The sequence below is a fragment of the Pararhizobium sp. LjRoot255 genome, from assembly GCF_964252905.1.
GTDB lineage: Bacteria > Pseudomonadota > Alphaproteobacteria > Rhizobiales > Rhizobiaceae > Pararhizobium.
The window spans coordinates 1,394,380-1,413,502 of the sequence record NZ_CAXUPQ020000001.1 but is presented as its reverse complement, the minus strand read 5'-3'; the positions used below and the strand labels follow the sequence as shown (position 1 = coordinate 1,413,502).

Below are 19,123 nucleotides of genomic sequence, written 5' to 3'. Positions count from 1 at the left end.
ATTGGACGTCCGCCACGGCGTCTCGGCTCACCGCCAGAGCATCCGTTGCTCCCTGCCGCAAGCCGCGTCGTCGGCCTCTCGCGCTGGTTGCCGCGCAGGCGAAACAAGCGCAAGATCCCAGGGTGAAAAAGGGAGGCCAGTCGATGACTGATCGAGGCACACTTGAAAGCACAATCGGCGAAATCTATCGGGCGCGCGATGCCGATGACATCGACGCCTTGATGAACTGGATCGATCCCGCCTGCAGTTTCCGCATCGTGGGAACCGGCCGCCTGGGACCAATCACGCAGAAGGTGGATGATTCTGCATCCCTGCGTGCAACCCTGATGGCGCTCATGGAGAACTGGGACCTTACCGGTATCGGGAATACCGGCCTTTGCATTGAGGGCGACACGGTATTTGTCCATCGCGCCGGGACGGTTCGGTTCATCCCGACGGATACGCGTTTCGATACCGAGTTCGTGGATAAGTTCACGTTCAGGAACGGACGAGTCGTTGAACTGACCGAGTTCGTCGATACGCTGTCGGTGGCTGAAGCCGCCGGCCTCGTTGCGCCGGAATCGGCCCAGGGAGCGCAGGCGGTGGGCCTTGCGCCCGCTTCCGCGGAAGGTATTCACGCCTGAATCGTAGGCGCGCCGGACCGGCCGTTTTCATCAACCTCCCAGGATGGGCTTGGGAGGGGTATGATGGCGTCCTTGATTGCTGCTTGTATACGCGGCGCAGTGTTCTGGTCTTGATCCACGTCGTCCTTTCGTCTTGCCATCCCGCGCGGTTCGGCATAGCTCTCAACCGGATACGCAACCGGATTCCTCATGCCGCACAAGGTCTTTCTCAGCCGCCTGAAACTCAGCGATTTCCGCAACTATGCGGCCTTGGCGCTCGACCTCGACACGCGCCATGTCGTGCTGACGGGCGAGAATGGCGCTGGCAAGACCAATCTGATGGAGGCCGTCTCTTTCCTGTCTCCCGGCCGTGGCCTGCGCCGAGCTGCCTATGTCGATGTAGCCCGGGTCGGAGCCGAAGCCGGATTCTCCGTCTTTGCGGAACTGGAGGGCATGGATGGTCCCGTCGAGATCGGCACCGGCACGGCCGGAGCCGAGGAGGGACAGGCGCGGCGCCTGCGGATCAACGGCACAACGGCAAAGACCGTCGACGAACTCCTCGATCATCTGCGCGTGCTCTGGCTGACGCCGGCCATGGACGGACTTTTCACCGGCGGCTCCAGCGATCGGCGCCGCTTCCTTGACCGATTGGTCCTGTCGCTCGATCCGGAGCATGGCCGTCGCGCCAGCGACTACGAGCGCGCCATGCGCAGCCGCAACAAGCTCCTGTCCGAGGGGCGGGCGGATCCCGTCTGGCTGACGGGCCTTGAGCGTCAGATGGCCGAGCTCGGCATCTCGATGGCGCTGGCCCGCCAGGAGATGCTGGGCCTTCTTGCGGCATTGGTGGACAAGAACCATGAAGGGGGCGTTTTCCCCGTCGCCGATTTGGCGCTTTCCGGTTTTCTCGACGGCGAATGGCACCGTCCGGCCTTCGATCTGGAGGAACAATATCTGGAGATGATGAAGAACGGCCGCTACCGAGATGCAAGCGTCGGCCGCACGCTCGATGGGCCGCATCGCAGCGATCTTCTGATCCGTCACCGGACCAAGAACATGGAGGCGGAGCGCTGCTCGACCGGCGAGCAGAAGGCGCTTCTCGTCGGCCTGGTCCTTGCCCATGCCCGCCTTGTCGCCAATATGACGGGCCACGCGCCCGTGCTGCTGCTCGACGAAATAGCAGCGCATCTCGACGAGGGGCGGCGGGCAGCCCTGTTCGATCTGGTCGACGATTTGGGCGGTCAGGCCTTCATGACGGGCACGGATCAATCGATGTTTTCGGCGCTTGGCGAACGGGCGCGCTATCTCACGGTTGCCAATGGCACCGTTTCCGGGTGACATTCAGCCATCATGCGTACAGAACCCCTCAGTTCCGAAGAAATCCAGCGCTATGCGCGCCACATCATCCTGCCGGAGATCGGCGGGGCCGGTCAGCAGGCCCTGAAGGCCGCGCGCGTTCTTGTCATCGGCGCTGGCGGTCTCGGTGCCCCCGTGCTGCAATATCTTGCCGCCGCCGGTATCGGCGCGCTCGGCATCGTCGATGACGATACGGTGTCGCTGTCCAACCTGCAGCGACAGGTCATCCACGCCACGCCCGGCATAGGCAGGTCAAAGGCTGACAGTGCGGCCGAATTCATCGCCGGGCTCAACCCGCATGTCGCGGTGGTTCAGCATGAAACCCGGTTGGATGCGTCCAATGCGGAGACGCTGTTTTTCGGCTACGATATCGTCGTTGATGGGTCGGACAATTTCGAAACGCGCTATCTTGCCGCCGATACGGCGGAGCGGCTGCAAATCACGCTGGTCACCGGCGCCGTCGGCCGGTTCGATGGCTCCCTCACCGTCCTCCAGCCCTGGAAAATGACAAGCGATGGGCGGCAGAACCCATCTTATCGCGATCTCTTCCCCGCCCCACCGCCGCCGGGCGTCGTGCCTAGCTGTGCGGAGGCCGGCATCGTCGGCGCGTTGACGGGCGTCATCGGTACATTGCAGGCTATGGAAGTCATCAAGCTCGTCACCGGCGCCGGCGAACCGCTGATCGGCCGCTTGCTGATGTATGACGCGCTGACGGCTCGGTTCGAGACTATCAGATATGGCCGGAAGGTTTGATGAAACTCGCGCCGATCGATAGGGCGTTCGAGGACTGGGATGCGCTGCTGGCGCTTATCCTTGCCTCCTTCGCCTCTATGCATCCGCGCATCGTTCCGCCATCATCGGCCCTGCAGCTGACGCCGCAATCGCTGAAGCAAAAAGCTGAAACCGAGAAAGCCTATGCTGTCGTCGAAAACGATCGGCTGGCAGGCTGCATCTTTTGTAAACCGGAACCGCCGGATTGCTTGTATATCGGCAAACTCGCCGTTGCTCCGGACGCGCAGGGCAGGGGCGTCGGGCGATTGATGCTGCGGGCGGCGGAAACCTACGCCGCAGAATGTCGTCTGCCATACCTCCGCCTGGAAACGCGAATCGAGCTTGAAGAGAATCACCGCCTGTTTGCGCGGTGGGGCTTTGTCAGGACCGCCGAAGCGTCGCACCCCGGCTTTACGCGCCCCACCTTCATCGAGATGCGCAAGCCGCTGTAATCACACTCTGCCCGGCAGAACGCGATCCGGCGGTCGGTGCCCGTCGAAGAACGTGCGGATGTTGATCACCACCTTGTCGCCCATGTCGATGCGCCCCTCGAGCGTCGCCGAGCTCATATGCGGCAAAAGCACGACCTTGCCTTCCGTCGCAAGCTTCACCAGCTTCGGGTTCACGGCTGGCTCGTTCTCGAACACATCGAGGCCGGCACCGGCGATCTTGCCTTCGCGCAGACATTTGACCAACGCGGTTTCGTCGACGATGCTGCCGCGCGCGGTGTTGACGATGTAGCTCGTCGGCTGCATCAGCGCGAGCCGGCGCGCCGACAGGAGATGAAAGGTGGCGGGTGTCGAGGGGCAATTGACCGAGACGATATCGACGCGGGCGAGCATCTGGTCGAGGCTGTCCCAATAGGTCGCCTCCAGCTTTTCCTCGGTCTCGGCGCTGACGCGCTTGCGGTTGTGATAGTGGATCGAAAGCCCGAAGGCCTTGGCGCGGCGGGCGACGGCGGTGCCGATGCGGCCCATGCCGACGATGCCGATGCGCTTGCCGGAGATGCGTCGCCCGAGCATCCAGGTTGGCGACCATCCCGCCCAATCGCCGCGGGGGTCGGTCAGGATGTTGGCGCCTTCGATCAGGCGGCGCGGAACGGCAAGGATCAGCGCCATCGTCATGTCGGCGGTGTCTTCCGTCAGCACGTTTGGCGTGTTGGTGACGGTGATGCCGTGGCGTGCCGCGGCGTCGATGTCGATGTGATCGACGCCGTTCGAAAAGCTTGCGATCAGTTTCAGCTGCGGTCCGGCCTGTTCGATCAGTGCTGCGTCGATCCGGTCGGTAAGGGTCGGAACGAGCACGTCGGCACGCTTCACGGCCGCCACGAGTTCGGGCTGGCTGCGCGGTGTGTCGTCGATGTTGAGCTCGGCGTCAAACAGCTCGCGCATCCGCGTTTCAACGACATCAGGCAGTTTGCGGGTGATGTAGACCTTGGGCTTTTTCTTGTTTGTCATCGCTGTTTGCCGAGCCCTTGTTGACGGGTTTTTAACCAAGATGAGTGATCGTTCTCCCTGCAGTTCATTTTCTACCAGACCCGGTGTGGAAGACAAACAAAACTCTAGATGTTCCTTGACGATTTGCCTGTCTTTGGCAGAACCGGTCAGAGATTTGGCTGCAAGTTCCTGAATCTCTTTGGAAAACGGATCTCGTCATGCGTCAGTTCTTTTCCAGGCTCGCTTTCGTTGCCACAGCCCTCCTGTCTTTCGTGGCGATCGATGCAACCCCGGCTTTCGCCCAGGCCGCCAAGGGCGCAAGCGGTCTGCCGCTGCCGCGCTTCGTCAGCCTGAAATCCAAGAGCGTCAACCTGCGGGTCGGGCCGAGCGTCGACTACGCAGTTGCCTGGCGCTACATGAAGGCCGGCGTGCCGGTAGAAATCATCCAGGAATATGACAACTGGCGGCGCATTCGCGATGCCGACGGAACCGAGGGCTGGGTCAACCAGGCGCTGCTTTCGGGAGATCGCACCGCAATCACCGCACCTTGGATGCGTGGCAAGGGCGAGGGCGTTTTCGTCAACATGCGGCGCGATCCGCAGTCCAATAGCGGGATCGTCGCGCGCATGGAGCCGGGTGTCGTCGTGCATGTCGGCGAATGCAACGGCGACTGGTGTCGCGCCGAGGCGCAAGGGGTCGATGGTTGGATCTCCCAGGGTGAAATCTGGGGTGCCTATCCGGGCGAAGCCTTCAAATAATCGGCCGGATACTCGGGTTGGTCAGAGAAGACCTGCCTCTTTTGCCGCCACCAGCAGAGAAATCATCGGGCGCGGGCCGATCTGCTCGATGACGATGCCGGCAGCCAGGCTGCCAAGCTTGCCGCAATCGGCAAGTGTCCTGCCGGTCGTATAGCCATGCAGGAAGCCGGCCGCGTAGAGGTCGCCGGCGCCTGTTGTATCCACGACATTGCTGATCGTTGTCGCCTCGACCTTGACCCGCTCGCCGCCCTTGATGATGATCGAGCCTTCTTCGCTGAGCGTCACCGCGGCAAGCTTGCAGTCCCTGCCGATCATCGACAACGCGTGCTCGAAATCGTCCGTCTCGTAGAGTGCGAGGGCTTCGGCCCGGTTGGCAAAGACGATGTCGACGGTACCGGAGCGCATCAGTTCGAGGAATTCCGCCCGGTAGCGATGGACGCAGAAACTGTCGGACAGGGTCATGGCCACTTCCCTGCCGTTTTCATGGGCGATGCGGGCGCAGTCGCGGATCGCGTCCTTGGCAAGTGGCGGGTCCCAGAGATAACCCTCGAAATAGGTGACGGCCGCGTCGGCAACCACGCTGGGCTCGACATCGCTCGGTCCAAGTTCGACGCAGGCGCCGAGATAGGTGTTCATCGAGCGCTCGCCGTCTTCGGTCACGAAGATCATCGAACGCGCGGTCGGCGGATGCGTATCGAGCGGCTTCGTTTCGAAATGCACGCCCTGTGCGCGGATATCGTGGGTAAAGATCTCTCCCATCTGGTCGTTGGCGACCTTGCCGAAATAGGCGGCCTTGCCGCCGAGGCTGGCGACACCCGCCGCCGTATTGCCGGCGCTGCCGCCGGAGGCTTCAAGGGCCGGCCCCATGCGCGAATAGAGCAGCTCTGCTCGCTCCGCATCGATCAGGTTCATCGCGCTCTTGATAATGCCGTTGTGGACAAGAAATGCATCGTCGCAGCGGGCGATGATATCCACGATCGCATTGCCGATCGTGAGCACGTCGAATTTGGTCATTCGGAACCGCCTGGAATGTTTGTGTCAGCCGGTGTCCGGTAATAGCGGATTTTCCGCGGTTTGGAAGGGACAAAGAGAAGAAGAGCGCTTGAGCCCGGATTTTGATCGAGATGGAAAGCGATATTCCCGACATAGGACGCTCGAAATGCGTGACGATGTGGCACAAGCGTCGCCTTCGCTCGCGTCGATTCGACGTCGCTGCCATAGGGGCCGGAGGCAATCGAGAGGACATGAGAGGGCAATCGCCGCGCTGATCGACGGCATCTCGGTCAAATGACCTGCGCCGGCAGTTCGACCAGTGGCGCCGGAATTTCGTTGGTCTTTTCCGCTGACTTGCAGATATCGGCAATGACGCAGCGTTCGCACTCGGGCTTGCGCGCCTTGCAGCAGTAGCGTCCGTGCAGGATCAGCCAGTGATGGGCATGGTAGAGGTAATGATCCGGCACGATCCGCATCAGCTGCTCCTCGACCTCGTCCGGTGTTTTTCCCGGAGCTAGACCGATCCGATTGGCGATGCGGAAGATGTGCGTGTCGACCGCCATGGTCGAATGTCCGAAAGCCATCGAAAGCACCACATTGGCGGTCTTGCGGCCGACGCCCGGCAGCGTGATCAGCTCTTCGCGCGTGCGCGGCACCTCGCCGCCGAAATCGGAAATCAGCTTCTCGCTGAGCGCAATGACATTCTTCGCCTTGTTGCGGTAGAGGCCGATCGTCTTGATGTACTCGCGAACCTTTTCCTCGCCGAGAGCCACCATCTTTTCCGGTGTATCGGCTGCGGCGAAAAGCGCCCGCGTCGCCTTGTTGACGCCCGCATCCGTCGCCTGCGCCGAGAGTGCCACCGCAACGACGAGCGTGAACGGATTGACGTGCTCCAACTCTCCCTTGGGTTCGGGACGCTGGATCGAGAAGCGCCGAAAAATCTCATGGATTTCCGCCTTGCTGTAGGCGGTCTTCGGCCTGGTTTTGGGGCGGCTGACTGTCGCGGGTCTCGCCTTCACCGCCGTAGTCGCTGATTTTGATTTCACGTTTTTCATGATGCATCTATAGTCACTGGTCATGAACGATGGCAACGCCGAGATAACGACCGAGGAGCAGCCGGTTTTCGCCGCCGAGCTGACCCCGCACCGTTCGCTGGGGCTTAAGGGCTTCAAGATCCTGCTTTTGATCGCCGGCCTCATGAGTCTCGTTCACATCTTTGTCTTCATGGTCATCGGCGCCTGGCCGATCGTCTTCTTCTTCGGGCTGGATTTCCTGCTGCTCTTCGGCGCCTTCTGGCTGAACTATCGCTCCGCTCGCGCCCGCGAGGAGGTCAGCGTCTCGCGCACAGACGTGTCCGTGCGCAAGTTCACGCCGGCGGGCCGCATGACCGAGCATCGCTTCAATACCTTCTGGGCGCGGTTCAACATTTCCCGCCACGAGGAGATCGGCATCGTCTCCATGCAGATCAGCGACCGGCGCCGGGCGACCGATGTCGGCTCCTTCCTCAACCGGGACGATCGGGAAACCTTCGCCACCGCCTTTGCCTGCGCGCTGGCGACCGTGAAGCGCCGATAGGGCATGATGCCGAAAAGTGTAAGCGGTTTTGGGACGACATCATGCTCTACTGCGTTCATTCTAGCGCCGGATGATTTTAAGCCGATTCGACCTAAAATCACCCGGCGATAGGGCAAGAATCGGGTGGCGAAGACCCGGTTCCGATGATTATCTCTGGGCCCAAGGAGATACGATCATGAACGTCACGACATCGCTTCCCGCCGACATCACGCCGCATGGCAGCGACTACGAGATTGTCAGCCGTGTGGTCGAGATGCTGACTGAAAACTATCGCGATCAGCCGTCGCTGGAGGTCATCGCCGGTGAAATCGGCCAGCCGCCGACGCAATTGCAGAAGACGTTCACGCGCTGGGCCGGATTGTCGCCGAAGGCATTCCTGCAGGCAGTCACGCTCGACCACGCCAAGCGCCTGCTGCGGCAGGAGGAGCTGCCGCTGCTTGAAACGAGCTTCGAGGTCGGCCTCTCAGGCCCCAGCCGTCTGCATGATCTCTTCGTTACCCATGAGGCCATGTCGCCGGGTGAATGGAAATTGCGCGGCGGCGGGCTGACGATCCGCTACGGCTTCCACCCCTGTCCCTTCGGCGTAGCGCTGGTGATGGTTACCGATCGCGGCCTCGCGGGCCTTGCCTTCAGCGATGCGGGTGGTGAAAAAGCCAGTTTCGAGGATATGGCAAATCGTTGGCCGAATGCGCAATACGTTGAACTCAGCGCAGCGACCGCCGCCTATGCGGCCCGCATCTTTGATTCCAGGGAGTGGCGCCCGGAGGAGCCGTTGCGCATCGTGCTGATCGGGTCCGACTTCCAGATCCGCGTCTGGGAAACCCTTCTGAAAATCCCGATGGGCAAGGCGGTCACCTATTCGGATATCGCCTGCAATATCGGCCAGCCTACTGCCTCGCGCGCCGTCGGTGCCGCCGTCGGGCGCAATCCGATCTCCTTCGTCGTGCCCTGCCACCGGGCGCTCGGCAAGAGCGGCGCGCTGACCGGCTACCACTGGGGTCTCACCCGCAAGCGGGCGATGCTCGGCTGGGAAGCGGGCAAGGTTTGAAACGAAAAAGGGCCGCTGCAACTGCGGCCCTCTCGCCATTCATTTCGCGGAATACTCAGTGCGCGCCGGACATATCGCCGAGAACTTCTTTCGACGCGACGGTAGAGTCAGCATTCAGCTTGTAGACCATCGGTACGCCGGTCGCGAGGTTAAGCGCGAGAATCTGCTCCTTGGTCAGGCGATCGAGCACCATCACCAGCGAGCGCAGCGAATTGCCGTGCGCCGCAACGAGGACCTTCTCGCCCCTCAGCACGCGCGGCAGGATGTCGGTGAGATAATAGGGCCACACGCGGGCGCCGGTGTCGCGCAGGCTTTCGCCGCCCGGCGGCGGGACGTCATAGGAACGGCGCCAGATATGCACCTGTTCCTCGCCCCATTTGGCGCGGGCGTCGTCCTTGTTGAGACCGGAGAGAGCGCCATAGTCGCGTTCGTTCAGCGCCTGGTCGCAGATCGTCTCGAGATCGGGCTGGCCGATATTGTCGAGGATGATCTTGCAGGTCCGCTGGGCGCGCGAAAGAACGGAGGTGAAGGCAATGTCGAACTTGATGCCGTATTCGGCAAGCGCCTTGCCGCCCGCATTGGCTTCCTCGACGCCGAGCGCCGTGAGGTCCGGGTCCTTCCAGCCGGTGAACAGGTTTTTCAGGTTCCAGTCACTCTGGCCGTGACGCACAAGGACGAGGGTGCCGCTCATGATGATATTTCTCCGGGAGTTTTGAGGTTCAGGACAGCCCGAGCACGTCGAGCATGGAATAAAGGCCGGGCTTCTGGTCGCGTGCCCAAAGAGCCGCGGTGACCGCGCCGCGCGCAAAAATGGACCGGTCGGTCGCGCTGTGGGAGAGCGTCACCTGTTCGCCTTCGCCGGCGAGAATGACCGAGTGTTCGCCGATCACCGAACCCCCACGCAGCGTCGCAAAGCCGATCGTGCCGGCGACGCGAGCGCCGGTATGGCCGTCGCGCACGCGCACGGATTGGCTGGCGAGGTTTATGCCGCGGCCTCTCGCGGCAGCTTCGCCGAGCAGGAGGGCGGTGCCGGACGGCGCATCAACTTTGTGCTTGTGGTGCATTTCTAGAATTTCGATGTCCCAATCCCCCGGCCCGAGCGCACGCGCAGCCTGTTCGGTGAGAACGCCGAGAAGATTGACGCCGAGGCTCATATTGCCGGATTTGACGATCCGCGCATGCCGCGCCGCCGCCTTGAATTTGGTTTCGTCGTCCGTCGAGCAGCCGGTGGTACCGATGACGTGAACGATGCGGGCCTGCGCCGCGAGATCGGCAAATTCGACGGAGGCCACCGGGGACGTAAAGTCGAGTACACCTTCCGCTTCGACAAAGGCTTCGAGCGGCTTGTCGGTGATGGTCACGCCGATCGGACCAAGCCCGGAAATCTCGCCGGCATCGCGGCCGATGAAGGGAGAGCCCGGCCGTTCGACAGCGGCAAAGAGTTGGGCTCCCGGCATCGCCTTGATGGTGCGGATCAGGGTCTGGCCCATTCGGCCGGCGGCCCCCACCACCACGAGTTTCATGTCCGTCCCGCTCATGCCTGCCTCATTTCCTGTCCATCAACTTCGGCTTCCGCCGCTGGCTGGGCGTTGCCCTGCAGATTGTGCAATCGAGCGTAAAGGCCGTCCGTGCGCTTCGCAAGCGCCTCGTGGGTTCCTTCTTCGACCACCAATCCATCCTTCATGACGATGATCTTGTCGGCGTTGACGACGGTGGAAAGCCGGTGGGCGATGACGACGACAGTGCGGCCGCTCATGGCATGATCGAGCGCCTTCTGCACGGCCGCTTCCGATTCGGTGTCCAGCGCCGAGGTCGCCTCGTCGAGCAGGAGGATCGGCGCCTGGCGGACCAGCGCGCGAGCAATCGACAGCCGCTGGCGCTGGCCGCCGGACAGCGTCACGCCGTTTTCGCCGACGGGCGTGTCGTAGCCTTGCGGCTGCGCGCGAATGAAGTCATGCGCATAGGCGAGCTTCGCCGCTTCCTCGACTTCCGCGTCCGTCGCTTCCGGGCGCCCATAGCGGATATTGTCGCGGATCGAGCCTTCGAAGAGGTAAGGCTGTTGCGAAACATAGGCGAGCCCGTTGCGCAGCGATTGTTTGGTGACGTGGGCAATGTCCTGCCCGTCGATCAGGATCTCGCCGCCGGAAGGGTCGTAAAAGCGGGGAATGAGGCTGATCACGGTCGATTTGCCCGCGCCGGAAGGGCCGACAAGCGCGGTGGTCTTGCCGCCTTCCGCAACAAAGCTGACGCCCTTCAGGATGTCGTCGCCCTGGTTATATCCGAAACGGACGTCCCTGAATTCGATCGTCGCCTGCTGCAGCGCAAGATTGCCGGCACCCGGAAGATCGCGCTGATGGGGCACGGTATCGAGGATTTCGTAGATCATCCGTGCATTGACGACGGCGCGTTCGAGCGAGACCTGGAGCCTCGCAAGCCGGCGGGCCGGGTCATAGGCCATCAGGAGCGCGGTGACAAAGGCGAAAAAGGCGCCTGGCTGGATGCCGTTGTAGATCGAGCGGAAAGCCGCATAGGCAAGCACGCTGGAAATCGCGAAGCCGGCAAAGGTTTCCGTCATCGGAGCGGTCCGCTCGCTGAGCCTGGCGATGCGGTTGGCGCGGTTTTCGGCCCGGTCGATGATCGTCTCGACCTTGGTCTTCAGTTGCTTCTCCATCGTGAAGGCCTTGACGATGGTGATGCCCTGAATGGTTTCCTGCATCGCCCCGAGCACGTGGCTGTTGATCTCAACGGATTCGCGGGTTGCCTGCTTCAGTCGCCGCGAGACGTAGCGAAGGCCGATCAGCAATGGCGGCGCGATGACAAAGACGATCAGCGTCAGCAGCCAGTCCTTGCTGATCATCACCCCGATCAGCGCAATGAGGGTCAGGAAATCACGCGCCAGTGAGGTGACCGTCATGTTGAGGACATCGCGGATGCCGGAGACGTTCTGGCTGATCTGCGCGGAGATACGGGCGGAGCGGGTCTCGCTGAAATAGCCGACGCTCAAAGCCATCAGGTGCGAATAGAGCCGGCGCTGGTAGCTGGCGACGATGCTGTTGCCGATCTTGGAAAGCGCCACGGCCTGGCCGTAAGTGGCAAACCCGCGCACGACGAAGGCAATGAAGATCGCGCCGCAGATGTAGAGAACGATATCGGCCCGCTTGTTGGCGAAGGCCTCGTTGACCACCGATTCCATGATCCAGGCGGTGAAGGCGGTCGTGCCGGCGACAAGCCCAAGGCAGCCGATGGCGAAGATATAGCCGCGCAAATGCGCGCGTCCGTTCTCGGCGATGACCCGCTTCAGGACGCTGGCAATGGTCTCGCGGTCTACGGGTGGCAGCTTTGTCTTGGCTTGTTTCAAGCTGGTTTCCTTAAAGCCCGACGCGCTTGCAGGCGCCTTATTTCAGCGGCTCTATAGTCCCTTGATCCCTCTTTGGCGAGTCTTGACGCTGGCTTGCCCCTCAAGTTCTCCAGCGCCGTCCCTCAGTTGCCACACCAAAGCGAGACGGGGTGCGCGAATAGGCGGCAAGGCCGGAAAGGGCAGCCGTCGGGTGGGTGACGACGAAAGTCGGGATGGTCTTGAGAAGTTCCGAGTGCGGCGCCTTGTCTTCGAACGCGGCGCGGAACTCCGGTTTTCTCAAGGCCGGCAGGATTTTCTGGGAAATGCCGCCGGCGAGGAAAACACCGCCGCGTGCCATGAAGATCATCGCCATGTCGCCGGCGACGCGGCCGAGATAGGTGGAAAACAGAGACACGGTTTCCACCGCCGCCTCATCGCGCTCTGCCAGCGCACTGGTCGTCACGGCGGCCGGGTCGGGTAGCTCCGGATACCAGGCTTTCGATTCACAGACTGCGCGGTAGATGTTCATGATGCCGCGGCCGCAGAGCAGTTGTTCGGCCGAAATGCGGCCCTCGATCGGTTCGAGGAAGGGCCAGATCTGATAGTCGCGCTCGGTGCGCGGTCCGACATCGACATGGCCGCCTTCGCCGGGAACCGGGATCCAGCTGTGCTGCGCATGAACGAGGCCGGCCACCCCAAGACCGGTTCCCGGGCCGAGCACAGCACAGGAGGCGTCTTCGAGAATGCTGCCGGGGCCGATCTGCTCGCGACCTTCCTCGCCGATCGAGGCAATCGCCAGCGCCTGGGCCTCGAAATCGTTGATGATGATCACGTCCTCGAGCGAAAGCGCCGTCAGCATGTCTTTCGGCTTGATCACCCAGCCGGCATTGGTGAGCGGGATATCGTCGCCCTTGACCGGGCCGGCAACCGCAATGATCGCCGAGCGCGGCTGCACCGAGGTCTTGTCAAGGATGCTGGTCTGCAGCGCTTCCTCGATGCTGGCATAACTCGTCGTCGGGATGATCGGGAATAATTTCGGCTCGGCGAAGGCGTCGAGCAGTAGCGCGAAGCGCGCATTAGTTCCGCCGATATCGCCGATCAGGATCGGAAAGGTGAGGCTGCTTTCGGTGTCTGTGAGCGTTAGCATGGGAACGTTCCGTTTGATCGTGCGGCTCGAAAGAAAGCTGTATCAGGGATGATGGAAGTCGATCAACCGTTCGGCCGTTGCCCGGTTCAGCGCCATCGGAATGTCGTAGACGGTGGCAAGGCGCATCAGCGCCTTGACGTCGACGTCATGCGGCATGGCGGTGAGCGGGTCTGTGAAGAAGATCAGCATGTGCACGTCGCCGGTGGCGATCATCGCGCCGATCTGCTGATCGCCGCCGAGCGGGCCGCTCTTCAGGCGGATGACATTGAGGCTCGGACAGGCCTCCTGCACCCGGCCGCCGGTCGTGCCGGTGGCAACGATCCTCCAGCCTGCAAGCACGGCTTCGTTCGCCTTGGCAAAGGCGGCTATGTCGTCTTTCTTCTGGTCATGCGCAATCAGCGCCACGCATTTTTGACTGGTCATCCCCGAACTCCGGCGTCAACCGACCATGACGGTCTGCGATTTAAATCGATTTGAATTCCTGTACAGCACAGTTCCGGGATTGAAAAGCGCTTAAAGGGCGTGCTGCCACGTGCCTATTGCAGCGACGGACGAGAAAGAGGAACCGGAATCGTGCCATTCGGCAGATCGTCGGCCCCGGCATTGATCACCTGCTGGATCGCCGCATCGCCGGACGGCTGCATCGGCTGCGGCGCGACATAGGCGGTGCCGAAAGTCGCCGACCGTTCGGAGGCTGCCGGAGCCGCGAGCACCGCAGCGCAGGCTTTCGGCAGGTCGGAAAGCGTTGCGAATCTCGGCTTCACCGGCTTTTCGCCCGGCTTCTTTTTCGGCTTCGCCCAAGGCTCGTTTGTGAACCACCAGGCCAGCGACTTGTCGCAGCCGTCGCCGCTCGCCACTGGCGCCTGCGCCTTGCATCCGGAAGCGCCGGGCGGGCAGTGCATGCGAATGTGAAAATGTGCGTCATGGCCGTAGATCGGGCGGACCTTGCCGAGCAGGGCGCGGTCGCCGGTCCACGTATCGCACAGCTTTTTCTTGATCGCCGGATTGACGAAAACCCGCTCCACCTGCGGATAGCTCGCGGCCTGCATGACCACCTTCGCATGGGTCGGCGTCCAGCGTTTGGAATTGACGGTCAGGAATTTGCTCTCGTCGAGCATCGACGTGAACGGCAGGTCCTCGCGCGCTTGTGCGGAGAGGCGCTGCTCCGGCATCGGCGTGAACCAGATATCCGCATCGAGCCCGATTTGGTGGGAGGAGTGTCCGGAGAGCATCGGCCCGCCCCGCGGTTGGGAAATGTCGCCGACCAGGATACCAGAGCCCCACCCGAGCCGGGTAGCGTCTTTCGAGAACTGTTCAAGAAGCGCGATCATCGCCGGATTGCCCCAGCGGCGGTTTCGCGACAGCCGCATCGCCTGCCATGTCGGCCCGTCCGTTGGGATCGCGACGGCTCCGGCCATGCAGCCTTTGGCATAAAATCCGACGGGGCTCGGCGCGGAATTGCTCGGCAATTGGACCTTGCCGAACAGCTGCTTGGCAGGCGTGTCATCGGCCCATGCCGCATCGCCGGTGACCAGGCTCGAGCCGATCAGCGCCGCCAGTGCCATCGATCCCAGATGCCGAAAGAGTCCTGCCTTGATCACTGTCATTCCCCGCTGATTCCCCGATCGTCATAGTGCCGCATGTCGGAGCGCCGCTCCAGCCGCGATTGTTCTCGCTTGGCGTAACACGGTGCATTTGTGTCAGCCTTGCGGAGGTTGCGATGCTGATGCAAAAAAAATGCCCGATTTGAGGCGGCTTCTGTCAATTGCCCGGATTTTGCCTATTCTGTTCTTCAAACAAAGAAAAAAGGGAAAAGCTGGATGCAGCGAATTGGCATGACTTTCAGAGCCGTGGTGGCCTTGGTCGCAGTCTTTCTGTCCCTGACCGCGACAGCGGTCGCTGAGGAGCCGGAATGGCATGGCGGCACAGCGACAGTGGGCGAGCTGAAATACAAGGACGGCTTTGCTCGCTTCGACTACGTCAATCCGGATGCACCGAAGGGTGGTAATGTGAACCTGACGACATCAGGCACGTTTGATACCCTGAATTCGTTGCTTGCCAAGGGCGAAATCGCTGCGGGAATGGCATCGCCGCCGGCAGGCAATCTTGTTTACGACAGGCTGACGACGCCCTCCATGGATGAGATCGCCGCGGATTATGGTCTCCTGGCGGAGGCCATTGCCTATCCGGACGACTTCGGTTTTGTGAAGTTCCGGCTGCGGGCAGAGGCCAAATGGGCAGATGGTCAGCCGGTGACACCGGAGGATGTCCTCTTCAGTTTCGAGAAAACCAAGGAACTCGATCCCCAGATGGAGTTCTACTACAAGCACGTGACCAAGGCCGAAAAGACCGGCGACCGCGAAATCACGTTCTCCTTCGACGAGAAGAACAATCGAGAACTGCCGAAAATCGTCGGCGAACTGATGATCGTTCCGAAGCATTGGTGGGAAGGAAAGGACGCCAAGGGCGTTCAGCGCGACATCTCAAAAACCACGCTCGAAATCCCGATGGGCTCCGGCCCCTACAAGATCGCGGCAATGAAGCCGGGCGCAACCATCCGCTACGAACTGCGCGACGACTATTGGGGCAAGAACCTCAACGTGAATATCGGCCAGAACAATTTCGCTTCCTACACCTACGCCTACTATGCCGACCTCGATGTCGCCTTCGAAGCGTTCCGTTCCGGCAATGCCGACTTCTGGGCGGAAAACTCCGCCAAGCGCTGGGCGACAGCCTATGATTTCCCTGCCGTCAAGGATGGCCGCATCAAACGCGAAGTCGTTGACAATGATTATCGCAACAGCGGCGTTCTGGTCGGTTTCATCCCCAATCTGCGCCGTGGGAAATTCCAGGATCAGCGGGTGCGCGAGGCTCTCAACTACGCCTTCGATTTCGAAGAGCTGAAGCGGACGATCTTCTACAACCAGTATGATCGCATCGACAGCTACTTCTTCGGCTCCGAGCTTGCCTCCAGCGGATTACCACAGGGACGTGAGCTGGAAATCCTGAACGAAATGAAGAACCAGGTTCCGCCAGAAGTCTTCACGAAGGAATACAAGAATCCTGTTGGCGGCGATCCCAAGAAGCTGCGCGATAACCTGCGACAGGCAATCGCCCTGTTCAAGCAGGCAGGCTACGAACTGAAGAACAACCGGATGACCAATCTCAAGACCGGACAGCCCTTCAGTTTTGAAATTCTACTCGACGGCCCGACGATCGAACGCGTTGCGCTGCCTTTCGCGCAGAATCTCAAGAAGATCGGCGTCGACGCGGTTGTGCGCACAGTTGATTCTTCTCAACATACCAACCGCTGGCGTTCGCGCGATTTCGACATGATCTATCTCGGATGGGCCCAGTCCATGAACCCCGGCAACGAACAGGCGGAATATTGGGGGTCTGAATCCGCCAAACGCGACGGTTCGCGGAACTATGCCGGTATCAGCGATCCAGGCATCGATGCGCTTGTTCGCCGAATTATTTTCGCCAAGGACAGAGACGAGCTGACTGCCACGACCAAGGCCCTCGATCGTGTCCTGCTCGCCCACCGCTATGTCATCCCCAGCTATACCGCGCGCTATTCGCGGCTCGCCTATTCGGCCAATCTCGAGCATCCAGCAGAACTGCCGAAATACGCCGTCGGTTTCCCGGCGATCTGGTGGTCGAAGTCAGCCGGCGCGCAATGAAAGCCTTGCACACGGCTCGCCGTGTACTCCAAATGCACTTATGCGAATCAGGTTGGGCGCCGAAGCCGGTCGCGGCAGCGGCGCCTTGAAGGAGACCAGCGGATTGATTGATGACAGAAGGGTTGCCGATGACGGATTGGCTCTGACTGCCGGGGCAAGCAGCAGGCAGGAGGTTCGCTGATGGGTGCCTATATTCTGCGGCGGCTTCTGCTGATGATCCCGACGATCGTCGGTATCATGGCCATCTCCTTCGCTGTGGTCCAGTTCGCCCCCGGCGGTCCCGTCGAACAGGTGATCTCCGATCTGACGGGCCAGAACCAGGGCGGCGATCGGCTTTCCGGCGGCGGGGGCGACCTCGGTATTCAATCTGGTGGCGACGAATTTTCAGGAAAATACCGCGGCGCCCAGGGGCTCGATCCGGAATTCATTGCAAAGCTCGAAAAGCAGTTCGGTTTCGACAAGCCGCCGCTCGAACGTTTCGGCCTGATGATGTGGAACTATATCCGCTTCGATTTCGGCGAGAGCTTCTTCCGCAACACTTCGGTGATCGACCTGATCGTCGACAAGATGCCGGTGTCGATCTCGCTCGGCCTCTGGATACTTCTGGTTTCCTACGCGATCTCCATTCCGCTCGGCATCAAGAAAGCCATCTCGGACGGTTCGACCTTCGATGTCTGGACGTCCGGCATCATCATCATCGGCTATGCGGTGCCGGGCTTCCTGTTCGGTATCCTGCTGATCGTGCTCTTTGCCGGCGGCTCGTTCTTCGACTGGTTCCCGTTGCGCGGCATCGTCTCGGATAATTTCGCCCAGTTGAACTGGTGGCAGAAGATCCTCGATTATTTCTGGCACATGACCCTGCCGTTGATCACGCTGCTGATGTCGGCCTTTGCTACGACAACGCTGTTGACGAAGAATTCCTTCATCGACGAGATCAAGAAGCAGTATGTCATCACGGCGCGGGCCAAGGGCCTGAATGAGCGCCAGGTTCTCTATGGGCACGTTTTCCGCAATGCCATGCTGATCGTCATCGCCGGCTTTCCGGGCGCCTTCATCACGGCTTTCTTTACGGGATCGCTGTTGACGGAGTACATTTTCTCGCTCGATGGCCTCGGCCGGCTTGGCTATGAATCCGTCGTCAAGCGCGACTACCCGATCGTCTTTGCGACGCTCTACATCTTCTCGCTGATGGGCCTGCTCGTCGGCCTCTTGTCGGATCTGATCTATACCTGGGTTGATCCACGCATCGATTTCGAGCGGAGGGATGTCTGATGGCAGATGTCATCTCCAGCAATCCGGCCCTCGTCACCGGCGCGCCCGGGCGGCTGTCGCCCATCAATCGGCGCCGCTGGGAGAATTTCAGGGCCAACCGGCGCGGCTACTGGTCATTCTGGATATTCATGGTGCTGTTCGGCCTCAGTCTCTGCGCCGAATTCATCGCCAACGATAAGCCGGTCCTCGCTTCCTACAAGGGCGAAATTCTGGTGCCGGTGCTGGTCAATTATCCGGAAGAGAAGTTCGGCGGCTTTCTTGCCGAAACGGATTACCGCTCCGACTATATCCGAGACGAGATCAACGCCAATGGCTGGATGATCTGGCCACCGATCCGCTATTCCTACCAGACCGCCAATTCCAACATCCCGCACTCGGCTCCAACGGCGCCCTTCTGGCTGATGGACAAGGCGGAACGCTGCTCTGGCTATCCGCAGGGCGACAACGATCCCGGCTGCACGCTCGGCAACCTCAACTGGCTCGGCACTGACGATCAGGCCCGCGATGTTGCTGCCCGGATGATCTACGGTTTCCGTATTTCCGTTCTCTTCGGTCTCGCCTTGACTATCGCATCCGCCATTGTCGGCGTTTCCGCCGGTGCCGTGCAGGGCTATTTCGGCGGCTGGACGGACCTTCTGTTGCAGCGCTTCATCGAGATATGGTCATCGATGCCGGTGCTCTATATTCTCCTGATCATCGCCGCGATCCTGCCGCCCGGCTTCTTTGTGCTGCTCGGCATCATGCTGCTCTTCTCCTGGGTCGGTTTCGTCGGCATTGTGCGGGCCGAGTTCTTGCGCGCCCGCAATTTTGAATATGTCCGGGCCGCCCGGGCGCTCGGCGTCAACAACCGGACGATCATGTTACGCCACTTGCTTCCCAATGCCATGGTGGCGACATTGACCTTCCTGCCGTTCATCCTCTCCGGCTCGATCACCACGCTCACCTCGCTCGACTTCCTCGGCTTCGGCATGCCGCCGGGCTCGGCTTCGCTAGGTGAGCTGATTTCGCAGGGCAAATCCAACCTGCAGGCCCCCTGGCTCGGCCTCACGGCTTTCGTGGTCATGTCCGTCATGCTGTCGCTGCTGATCTTCATCGGCGAAGCGGCCCGCGACGCCTTCGACCCGAGGAAGACGTTCAGATGAGCATCG

19 protein-coding genes are annotated in these 19,123 nt (G+C 61.2%); 10 read left to right on the top strand and 9 right to left on the bottom strand.

The genetic code is table 11. The features are described 5' to 3' along the window. The first annotated feature begins 143 nt into the window (after positions 1-143). The 4 genes from ACSQ2W_RS07065 to ACSQ2W_RS07050 all read left to right on the top strand — a co-directional run bounded on the left by ACSQ2W_RS07065 (position 144) and on the right by ACSQ2W_RS07050 (position 3,178). A complete protein-coding gene (locus tag ACSQ2W_RS07065) occupies positions 144-623 on the top strand; it encodes a nuclear transport factor 2 family protein (RefSeq protein WP_436085618.1) in 480 nt (159 codons plus the stop codon). A 189-nt stretch (positions 624-812) separates the two neighbouring features. Continuing rightward, positions 813-1,937 (top strand): DNA replication/repair protein RecF, encoded by a 1,125-nt coding sequence (recF, locus tag ACSQ2W_RS07060; RefSeq protein ID WP_436085617.1) that lies wholly within the window; start codon positions 813-815, stop codon positions 1,935-1,937. Positions 1,938-1,949: 12 nt separating this feature from the next. Then, positions 1,950-2,708: a molybdopterin-synthase adenylyltransferase MoeB gene (moeB, locus tag ACSQ2W_RS07055; protein ID WP_436085616.1), complete on the top strand. Its 759-nt coding sequence runs from the start codon at positions 1,950-1,952 to the stop codon at positions 2,706-2,708. Further along, on the top strand, positions 2,708-3,178 hold the full coding sequence (locus tag ACSQ2W_RS07050) for a GNAT family N-acetyltransferase (RefSeq protein WP_436085615.1): 471 nt from the start codon (positions 2,708-2,710) through the stop codon (positions 3,176-3,178). Before moeB ends, ACSQ2W_RS07050 begins: the two co-directional genes overlap by 1 nt. Here the strand turns inward: ACSQ2W_RS07050 and ACSQ2W_RS07045 are convergent, their stop codons facing one another. Then, positions 3,179-4,183, bottom strand: a complete 1,005-nt coding sequence (locus ACSQ2W_RS07045; RefSeq protein WP_436085614.1) for a 2-hydroxyacid dehydrogenase — start codon at positions 4,181-4,183, stop codon at positions 3,179-3,181. A gap of 197 nt (positions 4,184-4,380) precedes the next feature. Between ACSQ2W_RS07045 and ACSQ2W_RS07040 the strand changes: the two genes are divergently transcribed. After that, positions 4,381-4,920 (top strand): SH3 domain-containing protein, encoded by a 540-nt coding sequence (locus ACSQ2W_RS07040; RefSeq protein ID WP_436085613.1) that lies wholly within the window; start codon positions 4,381-4,383, stop codon positions 4,918-4,920. A 21-nt stretch (positions 4,921-4,941) separates the two neighbouring features. On the opposite strand, the gene ACSQ2W_RS07035 is transcribed toward ACSQ2W_RS07040, so the two are convergent. After that, entirely contained in the window at positions 4,942-5,934 is a 993-nt protein-coding gene (locus ACSQ2W_RS07035) for an adenosine kinase (RefSeq protein WP_436085612.1), read from the bottom strand. Positions 5,935-6,203: 269 nt separating this feature from the next. Continuing rightward, positions 6,204-6,968 (bottom strand): endonuclease III, encoded by a 765-nt coding sequence (nth, locus tag ACSQ2W_RS07030; RefSeq protein WP_436085611.1) that lies wholly within the window; start codon positions 6,966-6,968, stop codon positions 6,204-6,206. A 22-nt stretch (positions 6,969-6,990) separates the two neighbouring features. Between nth and ACSQ2W_RS07025 the strand changes: the two genes are divergently transcribed. Both ACSQ2W_RS07025 and ACSQ2W_RS07020 read left to right on the top strand, forming a co-directional pair. Beyond that, positions 6,991-7,488: a DUF2244 domain-containing protein gene (locus ACSQ2W_RS07025; RefSeq protein ID WP_436085610.1), complete on the top strand. Its 498-nt coding sequence runs from the start codon at positions 6,991-6,993 to the stop codon at positions 7,486-7,488. A 175-nt stretch (positions 7,489-7,663) separates the two neighbouring features. Further along, positions 7,664-8,536 carry a methylated-DNA--[protein]-cysteine S-methyltransferase gene (locus tag ACSQ2W_RS07020; RefSeq protein ID WP_436085609.1) on the top strand — a complete coding sequence of 291 codons (873 nt, stop codon included), beginning with the start codon at positions 7,664-7,666 and terminating at the stop codon, positions 8,534-8,536. Between the two features lie 55 nt (positions 8,537-8,591). Here ACSQ2W_RS07020 and ACSQ2W_RS07015 read toward each other — a convergent pair whose 3' ends face one another. The 6 genes from ACSQ2W_RS07015 to mepA form a co-directional block, all read right to left on the bottom strand. After that, entirely contained in the window at positions 8,592-9,227 is a 636-nt protein-coding gene (locus ACSQ2W_RS07015; RefSeq protein ID WP_436085608.1) for a 2,3-bisphosphoglycerate-dependent phosphoglycerate mutase, read from the bottom strand. Positions 9,228-9,255: 28 nt separating this feature from the next. Continuing rightward, on the bottom strand, positions 9,256-10,074 hold the full coding sequence (dapB, locus tag ACSQ2W_RS07010; protein ID WP_436085607.1) for a 4-hydroxy-tetrahydrodipicolinate reductase: 819 nt from the start codon (positions 10,072-10,074) through the stop codon (positions 9,256-9,258). Beyond that, entirely contained in the window at positions 10,071-11,894 is a 1,824-nt protein-coding gene (locus ACSQ2W_RS07005) for an ABC transporter ATP-binding protein (protein ID WP_436085606.1), read from the bottom strand. The genes dapB and ACSQ2W_RS07005 overlap by 4 nt, the downstream gene beginning before the upstream one ends. 100 nt (positions 11,895-11,994) lie before the next feature. Further along, entirely contained in the window at positions 11,995-13,020 is a 1,026-nt protein-coding gene (locus tag ACSQ2W_RS07000) for a glucokinase (RefSeq protein ID WP_436085605.1), read from the bottom strand. A gap of 42 nt (positions 13,021-13,062) precedes the next feature. Next, positions 13,063-13,443: a methylglyoxal synthase gene (locus ACSQ2W_RS06995; protein WP_436085604.1), complete on the bottom strand. Its 381-nt coding sequence runs from the start codon at positions 13,441-13,443 to the stop codon at positions 13,063-13,065. Between the two features lie 113 nt (positions 13,444-13,556). Then, positions 13,557-14,627 (bottom strand): penicillin-insensitive murein endopeptidase, encoded by a 1,071-nt coding sequence (gene mepA, locus ACSQ2W_RS06990; RefSeq protein ID WP_436085603.1) that lies wholly within the window; start codon positions 14,625-14,627, stop codon positions 13,557-13,559. Between the two features lie 228 nt (positions 14,628-14,855). Here mepA and ACSQ2W_RS06985 point away from each other — a divergent pair, with 228 nt between their 5' ends. The 3 genes from ACSQ2W_RS06985 (at position 14,856) to ACSQ2W_RS06975 (ending at position 19,117) form a co-directional block, all read left to right on the top strand. Then, positions 14,856-16,703 carry an extracellular solute-binding protein gene (locus tag ACSQ2W_RS06985; protein ID WP_436085602.1) on the top strand — a complete coding sequence of 616 codons (1,848 nt, stop codon included), beginning with the start codon at positions 14,856-14,858 and terminating at the stop codon, positions 16,701-16,703. Between the two features lie 180 nt (positions 16,704-16,883). Next, a complete protein-coding gene (locus ACSQ2W_RS06980; RefSeq protein ID WP_436085601.1) occupies positions 16,884-17,975 on the top strand; it encodes a microcin C ABC transporter permease YejB in 1,092 nt (363 codons plus the stop codon). Beyond that, on the top strand, positions 17,975-19,117 hold the full coding sequence (locus ACSQ2W_RS06975; RefSeq protein WP_436085600.1) for an ABC transporter permease: 1,143 nt from the start codon (positions 17,975-17,977) through the stop codon (positions 19,115-19,117). The genes ACSQ2W_RS06980 and ACSQ2W_RS06975 overlap by 1 nt, the downstream gene beginning before the upstream one ends. The last annotated feature ends 6 nt before the right edge of the window (positions 19,118-19,123 follow it).